We start from the raw sequence: 16109 nt of genomic DNA, 5'->3' as shown, positions 1-16109 counted from the left end.
ATGGCAGGTGTATTAGGGTTGTGTGAGAGCTCCCTTTTTACACCTGCTTTCCTTTTTATTCAATGTTATGACAAGTAATTGTGAACAGACCCTAAGGCGGATGACAAAAAAGCCCAAGGCCGCTATGCTTTCACCTTTGTGTTTTCCCGATTAAAGACGATTCATGAACATCACCCAAACCATTGCCGCCGAATTAAACGCCACCGCCGCCCAAGTAGAAGCCGCCGTGGCTTTGCTGGATGAGGGCGCCACCGTGCCCTTTATCGCCCGCTACCGCAAAGAAGCCACCGGCGCTCTGGACGACAGCCAATTGCGCACCCTGGCCGAGCGCCTGCAATACCTGCGCGAATTGCTGGAGCGCAAGGCCACCGTGCTCAAAAGCATTGAAGAACAAGGCAAGCTCACCGATGAATTAAAAGCGCAAATCGACGCCGCCGACAACAAAACCACACTCGAAGATTTATACCTGCCCTACAAACCCAAACGCCGCACCAAAGCGCAAATTGCGCGCGAAAACGGCTTGCAGCCCTTGGCCGAATTATTGCTGAGCACGCCGTCTGAAAACCCCGACACCGCCGCGCAAGGCTACCTGAACGAAAACGTGGCCGACACAAAAGCCGCGCTCGACGGCGCACGCGCAATTTTGATGGAGCAATTCGCCGAAGATGCCGAGCTCATCGGCCGCCTGCGTGAAAAACTGTGGCGCGAAGCCGAAATTCACGCCCAAGTGATTGCCGGGCAGGAAGCCGCGGGCGAAAAATTCAAAGATTATTTCGACCACCGCGAGCCCGTGCGCACTATGCCCAGCCACCGCGCCTTGGCCGTTTTGCGCGGGCGCAACGAAAACATTCTTCAGGCAGCCTTAAAATACCAGCCCGACGACACCCCGATTACCGAGCAAAGCGAATACGAACAAGCCATTGCCAAACAATTCAACATTGCCGACCAAGGCCGCGCCGCCGATAAATGGCTGCGCGACACCGTGCGCCTTACCTGGCGCGCCAAAATCTTCTTGTCGCTGGAATTAGACGCCTTCAACCGCCTGAAAGAAGCCGCCGACACCGACGCGATTACCGTGTTCGCCCGCAACCTCAAAGACTTATTGCTCGCCGCGCCCGCCGGCCGCCTCACCACGCTGGGCCTCGACCCCGGCTACCGCAACGGCGTGAAATGCGCCGTGGTGGACGACACCGGCAAACTGCTCGACACCGTGATTGTGTATTTGCATCAAGAAAACAATATGTTGGCCGCTTTGGCCGGCATCATCAAAAAACACAGCGTTAAACTGATTGCCATCGGCAACGGCACCGGCAGCCGAGAAACCGACAAACTCGCCGGTGAATTGGTGAAAGGGCTACCTGAAATGAAGCTGCACAAAATTGTGGTAAGCGAAGCCGGTGCCTCGATTTATTCCGCTTCCGAATTGGCGGCCAAAGAGTTTCCCGAGCTCGATGTATCCCTGCGCGGCGCGGTTTCCATCGCCCGCCGCCTGCAAGACCCGCTGGCCGAATTGGTGAAAATCGACCCCAAATCCATCGGCGTCGGCCAATATCAGCACGATGTGAACCAAAGCCAGCTCGCCAAATCGCTCGATGCCGTGGTGGAAGATTGCGTGAATGCCGTGGGCGTAGACGTAAACACCGCCTCCGCGCCGCTGCTGGCGCGCATCTCCGGCCTCAACCAAACGCTGGCGCACAACATCGTGCAATACCGCAACGACAACGGCGCCTTCCTCAGCCGCAAAGCCCTGCTCAAAGTGCCGCGCCTGGGCGACAAAACCTACGAACAAGCCGCCGGATTCTTGCGCATTCAGGGCGGCAAAGAGCCGCTCGACGCCAGCGCCGTGCACCCCGAAGCCTACCCCATCGTGGCGCAAATGCTGGCCGACAACCACATCAAAGCTGCCGACTTAATCGGCAACCGCGACAAAATCAAACAAATCAAGCCCACCCAATACACCAACGAACAATTCGGCCTGCCCACGATTTTAGACATCCTCGCCGAACTGGAAAAACCCGGCCGCGACCCGCGCGGTGAGTTTCAAACCGCCACCTTCACCGAAGGCGTGAACGAAATCAAAGATTTGCAACTGGGCATGATTCTGGAAGGCGTGGTGAGCAACGTGGCCAACTTCGGCGCCTTTGTCGACATCGGCGTACACCAAGACGGCCTGGTACACATCTCCGCGCTGGCCAATAAATTCGTACAAGACCCGCGCGAAGTGGTGAAGGCGGGCGATGTGGTGAAAGTCAAAGTGATGGAAATCGACGCAGCGCGCAAACGCATCGCCCTCACCATGCGCCTAGACGACGAACCCGGCAGCACCGTCAAACGCGATAGGCCGTCTGAAAACAACACCCGCAAAGACACCCGCCCCCAACGCAGCGCACCCCGCGAACAAGCACAGGGCAATTCGGCGATGGCGGATGCGTTTGCGAAGTTGAAACGGTAAAATGTTGCTCAACTTAAAAAGATTGACACTAAATTATGAAAAAAAGCATTAATACATTGCAAGAACCACAAATGAATATTTATGGAGAGTACGAACCAGATGTTTCTGAAAAAAATATCTGGGACAAATCTGTTAAAGCTGAGGAGAATGGATATTATTGGAAAAAGGATCCCATTGTTACGCGTGGCGTAAATGAATTTTCTACTAACCCTATCGTTATCGAACTTTTTTGTGGGTGCGGGGGGACATCTTTGGGGTTTGAAATGGCTGGATACGAAATTGCTCTAGGTTGTGATATCCATGCCTTTGCTATAAAAACTTTTAAACATAATCATCCAAGGGCATGGACTATCTTAGGAGACGTAAAAAAAGTAGACCCTTTGGAAGTGAAAAGAATTTTACATGGCAGGCAAGTGGATGTATTGATTGCGGGTGTGCCTTGCCAGGGTTTTTCTTTAAATAATCGTAAACGTCATGAGGATGACGATCGTAATTTGCTCTATAAAGAATTTGTGAAATTTGTAGAGGTATTGGAGCCGAAGTCAATTGTGCTGGAAAATGTTTCAGGGATGAGAAGTACGGGAACATTTGTTAAGGATATTGAACAAGACTTATCTCGAGCTGGAAAAATGATAGTCAAAAGTAGATTGTTATCTGCAGCTGATTATGGTGTTCCTCAAAAACGGAACCGCTTGTTATTTGTCGGTGTTCAAGGAACTAGTTTTGACTTTAATAAGATTCGTAAAACGCATGGAGAAGAGACAGGTAAGTCATATGTGACTGTTCGTGATGCAATTGGAGATTTACCGCCACTCAATCCTAAAGAATCTAAAAATAACTATGCAAGCCCGCCTACTTCAGAATACCAAAAATTAATGAGAAGTGATAATGGCAATGTATTAACTTGCCATGTTGCGCCTAATCATCCAGTTAGTACAATTGAGAAAATTAAAAATACACTACCAGGAGAGCCAATGTATCCGAAATTTAAACAAAGAATTCGGTTGGCTTGGGATATTCAAAGCCCTACGCAAGTATCGGGAGGGATTCGTCCACAATTTCAATTTGGACATCCTGAAGATAATCGGGGATTAACCATTCGGGAAAGATGCAGAATTCAGAGTTTTCCTGATAATTTTTTTGTGCATGGTGGGATTGTTCAGGGTAGAGTGCAGACAGGAAATGCTGTTCCACCATTGTTAGCAAAGGCCGTTGCGTTAGCAATCAAGGAATATTTATGAAATATAGAATTTGGTATAGCACGGAAGAGTTTGCAGATTTCATTATTGATCATACTGATCTAAAAGATAAAGAATGCGTAAAGAAAAAGATGTATGAAAGTGATGCAAATAATGCGAAAAACTTTCATGCAATGCCTGACCATATTAAAAAAATATTGTATTTAGATGCACCTGATTTGATTGTAGAGATTGATCAAGAACCAATTTTTTCTGTGGAAGTCTCTACCGAAGCAGGTACTGGACATAATGTTTTTCAAAGATTTGCCCGATTGGCAGCATCCGTAGAAAACAATGTTCCCGCATTCTATATTTATCCTGAAGCAGTCATTATCAGTCGAGAACGCGGGAGTACAAAGTGGGATAAAATCAATCCATTGATATTTAAAGCATTAGAGAATGTGATGTCAATTTATCATATTCCAGCGCTATTTTATTATTTTCCTAGTGATTTCAAATCATGTCCCGATAATGCAATTTTGTCTGGAAATCAGAATACAGGAGGATTGCTATATGAGCCTAATAGAAAATATGCAGGTTCGCCATTGTCGGTGGATACGGAAATGCGGAAAATGTTTTGCGCTATAAATGAAGTGATTGAGGTGTTCGAGAAAACAGGGATTATTGAGGGTCGCAAAAAATTATTAGGAAAATATAATATCAAAGAACATAAAAACTGGATGAGTGAAGAATATTATAAAAAAGATGGGCATCAGGATATGTCTCCACTCTCTGCTACTATAAAAATACCTACAGTTTATTTACTAAACTATCTTGAATGTAAGAGTTATTCAATTGGAGAGTTATTACGTAGTAGGGAAGAGACTATTTTATATAAAGTGAATGCTAAATTTCGTGGAGACCCTTATCCTGGCGCATTGGCAGCCATTGATTATTTGTGTTGCAGAGAAGGAGTATCCTTTGAAGAACGTAAGTACAACTTAGTCTTGGTTTGGTCTGATGTTGAAATAGATGATAATGCTGAGACGATTAAGTTAATTGGTACAAAGGGAAAAATTGATGATTTTATTCACGCAGTACAAAATAGCGAGAACAAAAATATCTTAAATAAAGATTATAATGAATTGAAGCGAAAAGGAGAAATACCTCGTTATTATATGCAAGTGCGTTATGGTTCCACTTATTCAAAAGCGAAACATATTCGAGTCTTTTCATATTTTGCGGATGCGATATTGTTTCCTGATGGCTCATTATGGAGAGATGCTTGATGCTGGAAGAGGCCAAAGTTACAGTCAATATCCTTAACTGGTTAGAAAAAGAGGGCTGGGAGATTATTTGCTACGATTTTCCTCAGAGTGGAACAGGAGTTATGTTGCACCCAAATAATCGGGATAGTTCGAAAAGTAAAAATCAAGACGGTATCATCCCTGATATTATTGCTGTAAAAAATAGAAAAGTTGTTTTTTTTGAAAATAAGAATAGATTTGTTTTATCCGATTTTGAAAAAATATGGGAAATTAAATCATTAAATAAATATTCAGTTAGTTTGGGAAAATTAATTAACTCCCCAGATGATTTCAATATTTTTTATGGGATAGGAATACCACAAGCTGATAAGTATGTTGGAAAAAGTATGAACCATTTGGATAAAGTTGATTTTATTATCAGCACCTCAGAAGATGGTGTGATATGTGTTGAATATGACAAACATTTTGTTTTCCAACAGATGCATGTCTAAATAATCTCTATGCACACTCCCATCGAAACCCACCCCTTACCGCCTTTCGCCCCGCCCAACGCCAAATTGCTGATGTTGGGCAGCTTTCCGCCGCCGCGGGCGCGGTGGAAGATGGATTTTTATTATCCGAATTTTCAAAACGATATGTGGCGGATTTTCGGGCTGGTGTTTTTTGCAGATAAAGATTATTTCGTTGAGGCGGGCGGCAAGGCGTTTAAGGAAGGCTTGATTCGGGATTTTCTGCAGGAAAAAGGCATTGCCATCAGCGATACGGCGCATCAAGTGGTGCGTTTGCAGGGCAATGCGTCGGATAAGTTTTTGCAGATTGTAACGCCGCTGGATTTGGCGGCGCTGCTCGCGCAAATGCCGCATTGCGATGTGGTGATGACCACGGGTGAGCTGGCCACGGATACTTTGGTATCCTTGATGCCGTCTGAAACAGCCAAGCCTGCCATCGGCGCTTATAGCGAGGCGGAATTTGCGGGGCGGCGCTTGCGGCTTTATCGGCTGCCGTCGTCGTCGCGGGCTTATCCCTTGCCGCTGGCGCAAAAGGCGGCAGCGTATGCGCGGTTTTTTAGAGAAATCGGTTTGCTTGAGGCTTTTTAATTAAACGGCAACAAAAAAGCGCACTCCATGGTGCGCTTTTGTTTTGGCAGGGTAATGTGCTATTTGGCTACCCAGTTGCCTTTTATCGGGCGGACAAAATAAGCGAGGACGGCAATCATGCACACTTCAATCGACACCGACCAATAAACATGGCCTAAAATTTCACTCCACAATTCGGCGGCATTCAGGTTCCACAGCCAGCCGGTGGCGCCATCGGCATAGACGGGATTGCGAAAGCCGAAGAGGGGAATCAAAAAGCCGTGCATCACAATGGTGATCAGCAAGCCGTAGAAAGCGCCATACCACAAGCGGATTTTCGGCCAATAAGCAGAGCCCACAACATAAACGAAAGCGAATACGAAGCTAAACAGCCAGTGATATAAAGTAACAGCGCCGGGCACGGTAACGCCTTGATAAACGTAATCGAGCGAATGCGAATTGAAGCCGAGCCAGCCGAGCCAAGCATCAATATTGGCGCCTGGCGGTGAAATTTCGCCCGGCATGCGCGGCGGCATATTCACTTCGGAGCCCCATTTGACCAATGAGCTGAAAAAGCCGCCAATCAGCGTGGTCCAGAGGATGATTTTTTTGTTGATTTGCCAAGCGGCGGGGGTGGAATTAAGCATACTCATCATAAATGCCTTGTGGGTGTAGTAAATTCAATATGATGATTATTATGAATTTTGAATAAGATGATATTGAGACAAATCAACTATGGGCTAAATTTGTAATTTAATTACAAACCAGGCCGTCTGAAAGCTTGCTTTTCATGCTTTCTGACGGCCTGGTTTGGCTTTTGCGTTTCGGTGTGCGCCGCTGCCAGCCAGCGGCCGTTGTTTCTCACCCATGTGGTGGTGTCGAAGCAGATCATTTCGTGGCTTTGGCCATCCATTTCAAAAATTTGCTTCACCTCATCAGTGGCCACCGCCACATCGGCAATCGGAAAAATCACTTTTTCATTTGAAAATTCAAAAAACGTGAGTTTTGCCGGGCCGGTTTGGGCCATGGATAGATATTCGCCCGGGCTGAAATGATGAATGCCGAACATGGCCACGCTCACCGCTTCGGCAGCCAGCAGCGCAGCCGCTTGCTCGGGGCGTTGGTCGGCCATTGCCTGCCAGAATTCGGCCTCTAATTTCATAATCTCGGTGTGGCTGCTCATTTTGCGCTCCTTTTGAATGCGATCCAAAAAATGCAGGCGGTGTTTCTTTTGCGCCCGTGTGCATTTCCCAGAAGATAAAGGCTTGTCAAATCAAGATAATTCACCGACACTATGCCGCAAGCCGCCCATCACCACAAGGAGAAAATTATGGCTGCCATCCGCTCCGCTATTGCTGTTACCGTTATCGCCGCTGCTGTGCTGGCGGCTTGCAGCCGGCCGGCCACACCCAGCTATACCGCGCCCGCACAAGAAACCGCCCAAGCCTCCAAAAGCCAAGCCATGGACGCTGCTTATGCCGGCACAGCTCGTGTGCGCATGGCGGTGATGCCCTCGCCGCCCGTCAGCGCTGAAATCGCGCTGCCGCTGCAAAACACCGAGCAATACGGCCAAATCAGCACCAACCCCGTGCATGCCGTGGCGCAGCAGCCGGTGTCTACCTTCAGCATTGATGTAGACACCGGCAGCTATGCCAACAGCCGCCGCTTCCTCAATAATGGCCGCCTGCCGCCGGTGAATGCGGTGCGGGTGGAAGAATTAATCAATTATTTCGACTACAGCTATCCGCTGCCGCAAGGCCGCGCGCCTTTTGCGGTGCACACCGATACTGTCGATTCGCCGTGGCAGCCACACGCCAAGATCATCAAAATCGGCATTAAAGCGCAAGATTTGGCGCTCAAAGAATTGCCGCCGGCCAATTTGGTGTTTTTGGTGGATGTGTCCGGCAGCATGAACGCGCCCGACAAGCTGCCGCTGGTAAAACAAACCCTGCGCCTGCTCACCGAGCAATTGCGTGCGCAAGATAAGGTAACGCTAATCACCTATGCCAGCGGAGAAAAGCTGGTGCTGCCGCCCACTTCCGGCAGCCAAAAGCAAAGCATTTTGCGCGCGATTAACGGCTTGCAGGCCGGCGGCGCCACGGCCGGCGAGCAAGCCATTCAGCTGGCCTATCAAGAAGCCGAAAAAGCCCACATTAAAAACGGCATCAACCGCATTTTGCTGGCCACCGATGGCGATTTCAACGTGGGCATCACCGATTTCGACACCCTCAAAGGCATGGTGGCCGAAAAGCGCAAAGCGGGCATTTCCCTCACCACCTTGGGCTTTGGCACCGGCAACTACAATGAGCGCCTGATGGAGCAGCTGGCCGATGCGGGCGATGGCAACTACAGCTATATCGACAACCCAAACGAAGCCAAAAAAGTGCTGCAACGCCAATTGTCGTCCACCCTGGCCACCGTGGCACAAGACGTGAAAATCCAAGTGGAATTCAATCCCGCCACCGTAAAAGAGTATCGTTTGGTCGGCTATGAAAACCGCCTGCTCAAGCAAGAAGATTTCAACAACGATAATGTAGACGCCGGCGATATCGGTGCCGGCCACAGCGTCACCGCCCTGTATGAAATCATCCCTGCTGGGCAGCCCGGCTGGCTGGGCGAATCACGCTACCGGCCCGCCGCACCTGCCGCCGACAGCAAAGCCGGTGAATACGCCCATGTGAACTTGCGCTACAAATTGCCCGGCAAAAGCGCCAGCATCCTCATCAGCCAGCCCGTGGCCGCCAGCAGCAAACCCTTGGCACAAGCCAATGCCGACACCCGCTTTGCCATCGCCGTAGCCGCCTACGGCCAGCAATTGCGCGGCGGCCAATACAACGGCAAAATGGGCTGGGGCGACATCATCCGCCTCGCCCGGCAAGCCGATAAGCCCGACCCCTACGGCTTGCGTAGCGAATTTATCGAGCTGGCCAAAATCGCCCAAAGCTTGAGCGCAGGCGCAGCAAGCGGCGAATAATATCGACTTGAATGAATAAGCCATTATTGTGCAGCATGCAGATGCCGTCTGAAACCTTTCAGACGGCATCTTTTTAATTATGGCGTTGTTAAATTATTTGGCAAATCTACCGTCATTAAGAAGTTTCCACGCTTTTTTATAAACCGCACTGATGCCGCTTTTGATTTCTTTCAGCGTTTTTGAGTACATTTCTCCGGGAAATTCACTATTTATACTTCCTTTCCTGCAACGACTGATATAGCTTTGAGCCGTCTCCGAAAGATTGTTGGTAGCCACGCAATCTGCAGCGTATGCGTTAGACAAGAATAATGAATCATTGCCCACTTTATAGTCGATACCGCCAACAAAGCATAAAATAAGCGCAAGTTTTAATATTTTCATATGAAACCCCCTTATTTTGAAAAAGTTTCAAATTTTCTATATGCTTCAATATCTCTGAAGTGGCGTGCATAGATTTCGGTGACCTCATCAAAAGAATTCTCTAGCATTGGATTGATATCAACGATACTGTAAAGAGACCAAGATATTTCCTGCCCTTCTGCATTCTTGTATGTCGTGTTTCGATGCTTGGTTAGATCTTCAACCTTTGATCTGGCCTCATCCATGGTATTTGCTTTTACTAAGGTGATACATTCTTCATAAAGTGGGGTGTAGCCAGCAGAGTCGGATGCTGATTTATACACGATGATGGCTACGTAGTATTCTGTGCTCATGGTCAACTCCAAATTTAGTTAATGAACTTATTGCTCATAATAACGAAATAACGAACAAATGTTTGAGTTAATCTATATTGCTTCATGGTTGTAATAAAATTTAACGATAGATAGTTATCGTATGCACATCGATCCGGTACGTTATGATATTAGGCTACACTTAACTTGTGCTAATTTTATTATGGCCTTCTTGGCGGGGGCGATGTAGGGTTAGGTTGGTTACGTATGGAAAATTCAGGATTTTGTTGGGTTGCATCTGCGGCTAACCCAACTGACGGTTACTAAAATGCCGTCTGAAAAGGATTTTTCAGACGGCATTATCGTTACTTCAAATCAACAACCATCAACTCAAGCGGCGTTGCCTTCCAAGAAATCCTGCGCAAAGCGTTGCAGCACGCCGCCGGCTTCGTAGATCAGCACTTCTTCGGCGGTGTCCAAACGGCTGGTGACGGGCACTTCTACGGTTTCGCCGTTTTTGCGGTGAATCACCAAAGTGAGCTCGCCGCGCGGGATGCGTTCGCCGATCACGTCGTAGGTTTCGGTGCCGTCCAATTCAAGCGTTTTGCGGTTGGTGCCGGGCAAAAATTGCAGCGGCAACACGCCCATGCCGATGAGGTTGGTGCGGTGGATACGCTCGAAGCCTTCGGCCACAATGGCTTCCACACCGGCTAGGCGCACGCCTTTGGCGGCCCAGTCGCGGCTGGAGCCTTGGCCGTAGTCGGCGCCGGCCACGATAATCAGCGGCTGTTTGCGGTTCATATAGGTTTCGATGGCTTCCCACATGCGCATGGTTTGGCCTTCGGGCTCCACGCGGGCGAGTGAACCTTGTTTCACGGTGCCGTCTTCGTTTTTCACCATTTCGTTAAACAATTTGGGGTTAGCGAAGGTGGCGCGTTGGGCGGTGAGGTGGTCGCCGCGGTGGGTGGCGTAGGAGTTAAAGTCTTCTTCAGGTAGCCCCATTTTGTGCAGGTATTCGCCGGCGGCGCTGTTCATCAAAATGGCGTTGGAAGGCGACAGGTGGTCGGTGGTGATGTTGTCGGGCAAAATCGCCAGCGGGCGCATGCCTTTGAGGGTGCGCTTGCCCGCCAATGCGCCTTCCCAATAGGGCGGGCGGCGGATATAGGTGGACATGGGGCGCCAGTCGTAGAGCGGGCTGGGGGCTTTTTCGGCGGCGCCGGTGTCGAACATGGGGATATAAATATCGCGGAATTGCTGCGGTTTCACATGTTCGGCCACGATGGCGTCGATTTCTTCATCGGTCGGCCAGATGTCTTTCAGGCGGATTTCTTTGCCATCGGCCACGCCCAAAACATCGTTTTCAATATCGAAGCGGATGCTGCCGGCAATGGCGTAGGCCACCACCAAAGGCGGCGAAGCCAAGAAAGCCTGTTTGGCATAGGGGTGGATGCGGCCGTCGAAGTTGCGGTTGCCGCTCAATACGGCGGTGGCATACAAATCGCGGTCGATGATTTCTTGCTGGATCTGCGGGTCGAGTGCGCCGCTCATGCCGTTGCAGGTGGTGCAGGCAAAGGCGACGATGCCGAAGCCGAGCTGCTCCAATTCGCTCAACAAGCCTGCTTCTTGCAGGTAGATTTCGGCCACTTTGGAGCCGGGTGCGAATGAAGATTTCACCCACGGCTTGCGGATTAAGCCCAATTTGTTGGCATTGCGCGCCAGCAGGGCGGCGGCCACCACGTTGCGCGGGTTGCTGGTGTTGGTGCACGAGGTGATGGCGGCGATAATCACCGCGCCATCGGGCATTTTGCCGTCGGCAGGGGTTTCATAAGGCGCGGCCAAGCCTTTGGCGGCCAAATCGGCGGTGGCAAAGCGGGCGTGCGGGTTGGAAGGGCCGGCCATATTGCGGCCTACGGTGGAAAGGTCGAATGTCAATACGCGCGGATATTCGGCGTTTTTCAATTCACTCGCCCACAGGCCGGCGGTTTTGGCGTAGGTTTCCACCAGTTTCACTTGTGCATCATCGCGGCCGGTGAGTTTCAGATAATCGATGGTTTGCTGGTCGATGTAGAACATGCCGGCGGTGGCGCCGTATTCGGGTGTCATGTTGGAGATGGTGGCGCGGTCGCCCACAGACAGGCTTTCTGCGCCTTCGCCGTAGAATTCCACAAATGCGCCCACCACGCGCTCTTTGCGCAAAAATTCGGTTAACGCGAGCACGATGTCGGTGGCGGTGATGCCGCTTTGGCGTTTGCCGGTGAGTTCTACGCCCACAATGTCGGGCAGACGCATCATTGAAGCGCGGCCGAGCATCACGGTTTCGGCTTCCAAGCCGCCCACGCCCACGGAAATCACGCCCAGCGCATCAACGTGCGGGGTGTGCGAATCCGTGCCCACGCAGGTATCGGGGAAGGCGACGCCGTTTTTCACTTGGATAACGGGCGACATTTTTTCCAAGTTGATTTGGTGCATGATGCCGTTGCCCGCCGGAATCACGTCCACATTTTCAAATGCGGTTTTGGTCCAGTTGATAAAGTGGAAACGGTCTTCGTTGCGGCGGTCTTCAATATCGCGGTTTTTTTGGAAGGCATCGGGGTCGAAGCCGCCACATTCTACGGCCAACGAGTGGTCGACGATGAGCTGGGTTTGCACCACGGGGTTTACTTTAGACGGGTCGCCGCCTTTGTCGGCAATCGCATCGCGCAAGCCGGCCAAGTCCACCAGCGCGGTTTGGCCGAGAATATCGTGGCACACCACGCGAGCGGGAAACCACGGAAAGTCGATTTCCTGCTTGCGCTCAATCAATTGCGTGAGCCAAGAATCGAGCGTGGCTTGGTCGACATTGTCGGCGCGGTTGACCAGGTTTTCCGCCAGAATGCGGCTGGTGTAGGGCAGGGTGTCGTAGCTGCCGGGGGCGATGGCTTCGCAAGCGGCGCGGGCGTCGTAGTATTTGAGGTCGGTGCCGGGCAGCGGTTTGAGGTATTGGGCGTTGGTGCTCATGGTGGTTTCCGTTTCGTGTTTTTCTTGTGGGCGGGGTTTCAGACGGCCTGTTGGTGTTTGAGGCCGTCTGAAAGATTGGTTGATAAACTGTTTATCAGGATGAATGCTTTATCTTGGCCTTGCGGCCAAGTGTCGGATTCGAGAATCCGACCTACGGTTTGTTGCGGCCGCTTTTTCAGACGGCCTGCAATAAAAAAAGCGCATCTGCTTCACACATGATGCGCTTGTTGTCCGGCACATCATGCTGCCGTGTTGGGTTTTCGGCTTTCAGACGGCCTTGGTAATTAAGAGGCCGTCTGAAAACTTTTTGCTTATCGCTCGTCAATCGGCACAAAAGCCAAATCATCGGGGCCGGTGTAATTCGCGCTCGGGCGGATGATTTTGCCGTCTTGGCGCTGCTCAATCACATGCGCGGCCCAGCCTGAGGTGCGCGAAATCACGAAGAGCGGGGTAAACATGGCGGTGGGCACGCCCAGCTTTTGATAGCTCACGGCGCTGAACCAATCCAAGTTGGGGAACATTTTTTTCTCGTTCCACATCAGCGTTTCCAAGCGCTCGGCCACATCAAAGAGCAGCATGTCGCCGGTTTCGGCGCTCAATTCACGTGCCACTTCTTTAATCACCACGTTGCGCGGGTCGGACACGGTGTACACCGGGTGGCCGAAGCCGATCACGATTTCTTTGCGGCCGATGCGTTCGCGGATGTCGGCCTCGGCTTCGTCGGCGTTGCGATAACGTTTTTGAATGTCGTAAGCCACTTCGTTGGCGCCGCCGTGTTTGGGGCCTTTGAGTGCGCCGATGGCGCCGGTGATGGCGGCATACATATCGGAGCCGGTGCCGGCAATCACGCGCGAGGTGAAGGTGGAGGCGTTGAACTCATGCTCTGCATAAAGAATCAGTGAAATGTGCATGGCTTTTACATGTTCGGCGCTCGGGCGTTTGCCGTGCAAAAGGTGCAGGAAATGGCCGCCGATGCTGTCTTCTTCGCTGTCGAGGGAAATCACTTTGCCGTTGTGCGAATATTGATACCAGTAAAGCAGCATGCTGCCCAAAGAAGCCATCAATTTGTCGGCGATGTCGCGCGCTTCGCTCACGGGGTGGGTTTCGCGCTCGGGCGTGGTGCAGCCCAAGGCAGACACGCCGGTACGCATCACGTCCATCGGGTGGGCGTTGGCCGGCAGGCTTTCGAGCACGGTGAGCACGTTGGCGGGCAGGTTGCGCAGCGATTGCAGCTTTTTCTTGTAGGCGGCCAGCTCGAATTTGTTGGGCAGGTGGCCGTGCACCAGCAAGTGCGCCACTTCTTCAAATTCGCAATGTTTGGCCAAATCGAGAATGTCGTAGCCGCGGTAGCTCAAGTCGTTGCCGTGTTTGCCCACGGTGCACAGGGCGGTGTTGCCGGCGGCGATGCCCGACAAGGCCACGGATTTTTTCGGCTTGGGGGTAACAGGGGTGTTTGCTTCGGTCATGGGTTTCTCCTAAGTAGACTTGCTTTTTTTATTTTTTCAGACGGCCTGATGCAAATGCCCGGCCGTTTGAAAGGCTGCAACCGACCTGCCGTTGTCGGAAAAGAAAACGGCAGGCGGCAAAACGGGCTTATTTGTTTTGGTTGAACAATTGATCGAGCTTTTGCTCGTAATCGTGGTAGCCGAGGAAATCATACAATTCCATACGGGTTTGCATGGTGTCGACCACGTTTTGCTGATGGCCGTCGTGGCGGATGGCTTCATACACGCCCAAAGCGGCTTTGCTGGCGGCGCGGAATGATGAGAGCGGATAGAGCACCAGCGACACGCCGGCTTCGCCCAATTCTTGCTGCGAATAAAGCGGGGTGGCGCCGAATTCGGTGATGTTGGCCAGAATCGGCACGTTTACGGCATCGGCAAATTGGCGGTACATGCCCAATTCGGTGATGGCTTCAGGGAAAATCATGTCGGCGCCGGCTTCCACGCAGGCTTGGGCACGCTCGATGGCCGATTGCAGGCCTTCAACCGCCAGCGCATCGGTGCGGGCCATAATCACGAAATCGGGATTCACGCGGGCATCGACGGCGGCTTTCACGCGGTCGACCATTTCTTCAAGAGAAACAATGGCTTTATTCGGGCGGTGGCCGCAGCGTTTTTGTGCCACTTGGTCTTCGAGATGCACAGCAGCCACGCCGGCTTTTTCCATGGCTTTGATGGTGCGGGCGATATTGAATGCGCCGCCCCAGCCGGTGTCGATATCGACCAAAAGCGGGGTGTCTACATTATCGGTGATGCGTTGCGCGTCGATTAATACGTCTTCCAGGCTGGTGATGCCCAAATCGGGAATGCCGCGTGAGCAAGCGGCCACGCCGCCGCCGGAGAGATAAATGGCTTTGAAACCGCTTTGTGTGGCCAAGCGCGCAAAATAGGCATTCACGCAACCGACAACGGCCAGCGGGGTTTCTTCTTTGACTGCTTGGCGGAATTTGGCGCCGGCAGATTGGATGGTCATATTGGGGCTCCGTTGGTGTTTTTCTTGTGTAGCCGAATGTAGTAATTTTTGCTGTTGCTGTAAAGCTCTAATTTTTTATGGATGCCATCAGAAAACATGATGATGAAGGCCGCAAGGTTTATGGATTAAGGACTTTGCTTTTTTGCAGGCTGAAGTGGCCGTCTGAAATATTAATAATATATGTTTGAAACAAATTTTTTTGAATGATTTTATTGAATCATAAGGTGAAAATTTAATTTCAATAGTAATGATTATAATGCTGAATGGGAAAATAACGGGCAGGTGAAATGCGTGCGCGCTTGGTGGAAAGCGTGCGGCGGCTGGCTGTTAGTTTATATGTTATCAAGATGAGGAGGCGGTGTTTGCAACGGCTTGGGCGGGGTGGTAATGAAAGGTGGCGGTGGGTGGTGGAAATGGGTTTCAGACGGCCGGTTTTGTGGTGGGGTTGCGGGGGTTTTGGGGGCATCATGCCAAGCCTGAAAAATAACCAAAAGCGAGGACTCGTTTTGCCGTTTGGTTGTCCGTGTTTTAGGTTCGACATCATTCTTCCGGCGCTTCTGCCCAATCGCTTTTGATGGCGGCATGGATAATTTCCATGTCGAAGCCGCGATAAGCGAGAAAACGCATCTGCTTTTGCTTGCCGGCCAAATCGGCGGCCGGTTGTTTGAATTTTTTGCGCAGCACGGCAATGGCGGCTTGCCGTTCGGCATCGGGCGCAGGCAGCAGTGGCTGGATAAGCTCGCCGGACACGCCTTTGGCTAAGAGCGCCTGCTTGAGCCTGAGTGCGCCGTGTTGGCGGCTTTTGCTGTGCACATAGGCTTCGGCATAGCGTGCATCCGATTGCCATTGGCGCTCGGCAAATTCGGCCAGCACTTTTTCGATTTCTTCTTCGCTATCGGCATGAGGGGCGAGCTTGCGTTTGAGCTCGGCGCGGCTGATTTCGCGGCGGGATAAAATTTCCATGGCGCGTGTGCGCAGGGATTTTTCGGGTTTCATATGAGCGTGGATTGAGGCTTGG

General features: G+C 51.1%; 14 protein-coding genes. 6 read left to right on the top strand and 8 right to left on the bottom strand.

Features of this window, described 5'->3' with window-relative positions:
- Positions 1–163: 163 nt before the first annotated feature.
- The 5 genes from EV680_RS02675 to EV680_RS02655 are packed head-to-tail and all read left to right on the top strand — an operon-like array spanning position 164 to position 5995.
- Positions 164–2452, top strand: coding sequence for a Tex family protein (locus tag EV680_RS02675; RefSeq protein ID WP_132952935.1), 2289 nt, complete (start codon positions 164–166; stop codon positions 2450–2452).
- Between the two features lie 35 nt (positions 2453–2487).
- Complete coding sequence (locus tag EV680_RS02670) at positions 2488–3693, top strand: DNA cytosine methyltransferase (RefSeq protein WP_132952933.1); 1206 nt, start codon at positions 2488–2490, stop codon at positions 3691–3693.
- Positions 3690–4919 carry a hypothetical protein gene (locus EV680_RS02665; protein ID WP_132952931.1) on the top strand — a complete coding sequence of 410 codons (1230 nt, stop codon included), beginning with the start codon at positions 3690–3692 and terminating at the stop codon, positions 4917–4919. The genes EV680_RS02670 and EV680_RS02665 overlap by 4 nt, the downstream gene beginning before the upstream one ends.
- On the top strand, positions 4916–5389 hold the full coding sequence (locus EV680_RS02660; protein WP_132952929.1) for a hypothetical protein: 474 nt from the start codon (positions 4916–4918) through the stop codon (positions 5387–5389). Before EV680_RS02665 ends, EV680_RS02660 begins: the two co-directional genes overlap by 4 nt.
- Positions 5390–5398: 9 nt before the next feature.
- Complete coding sequence (locus tag EV680_RS02655; RefSeq protein ID WP_132952928.1) at positions 5399–5995, top strand: uracil-DNA glycosylase family protein; 597 nt, start codon at positions 5399–5401, stop codon at positions 5993–5995.
- 59 nt (positions 5996–6054) lie between these two features.
- Here the strand turns inward: EV680_RS02655 and EV680_RS02650 are convergent, their stop codons facing one another.
- Together EV680_RS02650 and EV680_RS02645 are read right to left on the bottom strand one after the other, a co-directional pair.
- Positions 6055–6630, bottom strand: a complete 576-nt coding sequence (locus EV680_RS02650; RefSeq protein WP_207894269.1) for a YagU family protein — start codon at positions 6628–6630, stop codon at positions 6055–6057.
- Between the two features lie 101 nt (positions 6631–6731).
- Positions 6732–7157 (bottom strand): DUF4440 domain-containing protein, encoded by a 426-nt coding sequence (locus EV680_RS02645; RefSeq protein ID WP_132952926.1) that lies wholly within the window; start codon positions 7155–7157, stop codon positions 6732–6734.
- Positions 7158–7304: 147 nt separating this feature from the next.
- On the opposite strand from EV680_RS02645, the gene EV680_RS02640 reads away from it, so the two are divergent.
- Positions 7305–8948, top strand: a complete 1644-nt coding sequence (locus EV680_RS02640) for a vWA domain-containing protein (RefSeq protein ID WP_132952924.1) — start codon at positions 7305–7307, stop codon at positions 8946–8948.
- Between the two features lie 93 nt (positions 8949–9041).
- Here the strand turns inward: EV680_RS02640 and EV680_RS02635 are convergent, their stop codons facing one another.
- The 6 genes from EV680_RS02635 to recX all read right to left on the bottom strand — a co-directional run bounded on the left by EV680_RS02635 (position 9042) and on the right by recX (position 16087).
- On the bottom strand, positions 9042–9329 hold the full coding sequence (locus EV680_RS02635; protein ID WP_132952922.1) for a hypothetical protein: 288 nt from the start codon (positions 9327–9329) through the stop codon (positions 9042–9044).
- A gap of 11 nt (positions 9330–9340) precedes the next feature.
- The gene (locus EV680_RS02630) at positions 9341–9661 is read right to left on the bottom strand and encodes a DUF4288 domain-containing protein (protein WP_132952920.1); all 321 of its coding nucleotides are present in this window, start codon (positions 9659–9661) and stop codon (positions 9341–9343) included.
- A 348-nt stretch (positions 9662–10009) separates the two neighbouring features.
- Positions 10010–12616, bottom strand: a complete 2607-nt coding sequence (gene acnD, locus EV680_RS02625) for a Fe/S-dependent 2-methylisocitrate dehydratase AcnD (protein WP_132952918.1) — start codon at positions 12614–12616, stop codon at positions 10010–10012.
- Positions 12617–12927: 311 nt separating this feature from the next.
- A complete protein-coding gene (gene prpC / locus EV680_RS02620; protein ID WP_132952916.1) occupies positions 12928–14082 on the bottom strand; it encodes a bifunctional 2-methylcitrate synthase/citrate synthase in 1155 nt (384 codons plus the stop codon).
- 127 nt (positions 14083–14209) lie between these two features.
- A complete protein-coding gene (gene prpB, locus EV680_RS02615; protein ID WP_132952914.1) occupies positions 14210–15091 on the bottom strand; it encodes a methylisocitrate lyase in 882 nt (293 codons plus the stop codon).
- A gap of 540 nt (positions 15092–15631) precedes the next feature.
- A complete protein-coding gene (recX, locus tag EV680_RS02610; RefSeq protein ID WP_132952912.1) occupies positions 15632–16087 on the bottom strand; it encodes a recombination regulator RecX in 456 nt (151 codons plus the stop codon).
- Between the last annotated feature and the right edge of the window lie 22 nt (positions 16088–16109).

Source organism: Uruburuella suis (genome assembly GCF_004341385.1).
Classification (GTDB): domain Bacteria; phylum Pseudomonadota; class Gammaproteobacteria; order Burkholderiales; family Neisseriaceae; genus Neisseria; species Neisseria suis.
This window is presented reverse-complemented; position numbering and strand designations above follow the sequence as displayed.

Bases quoted from the DNA above. Each gene is read 5' to 3' on its own strand.
- EV680_RS02675 (WP_132952935.1), top strand. From the start codon at position 164: ATGAACATCACCCAAACCATTGCCGCCGAATTAAACGCCACCGCCGCC.
- EV680_RS02670 (WP_132952933.1), top strand. From the start codon at position 2,488: ATGAAAAAAAGCATTAATACATTGCAAGAACCACAAATGAATATTTAT.
- EV680_RS02665 (WP_132952931.1), top strand. From the start codon at position 3,690: ATGAAATATAGAATTTGGTATAGCACGGAAGAGTTTGCAGATTTCATT.
- EV680_RS02655 (WP_132952928.1), top strand. From the start codon at position 5,399: ATGCACACTCCCATCGAAACCCACCCCTTACCGCCTTTCGCCCCGCCC.
- EV680_RS02650 (WP_207894269.1), bottom strand. From the start codon at position 6,630: ATGATGAGTATGCTTAATTCCACCCCCGCCGCTTGGCAAATCAACAAA.
- EV680_RS02645 (WP_132952926.1), bottom strand. From the start codon at position 7,157: ATGAGCAGCCACACCGAGATTATGAAATTAGAGGCCGAATTCTGGCAG.
- EV680_RS02640 (WP_132952924.1), top strand. From the start codon at position 7,305: ATGGCTGCCATCCGCTCCGCTATTGCTGTTACCGTTATCGCCGCTGCT.
- EV680_RS02635 (WP_132952922.1), bottom strand. From the start codon at position 9,329: ATGAAAATATTAAAACTTGCGCTTATTTTATGCTTTGTTGGCGGTATC.
- EV680_RS02630 (WP_132952920.1), bottom strand. From the start codon at position 9,661: ATGAGCACAGAATACTACGTAGCCATCATCGTGTATAAATCAGCATCC.
- acnD (WP_132952918.1), bottom strand. From the start codon at position 12,616: ATGAGCACCAACGCCCAATACCTCAAACCGCTGCCCGGCACCGACCTC.
- prpC (WP_132952916.1), bottom strand. From the start codon at position 14,082: ATGACCGAAGCAAACACCCCTGTTACCCCCAAGCCGAAAAAATCCGTG.
- prpB (WP_132952914.1), bottom strand. From the start codon at position 15,091: ATGACCATCCAATCTGCCGGCGCCAAATTCCGCCAAGCAGTCAAAGAA.
- recX (WP_132952912.1), bottom strand. From the start codon at position 16,087: ATGAAACCCGAAAAATCCCTGCGCACACGCGCCATGGAAATTTTATCC.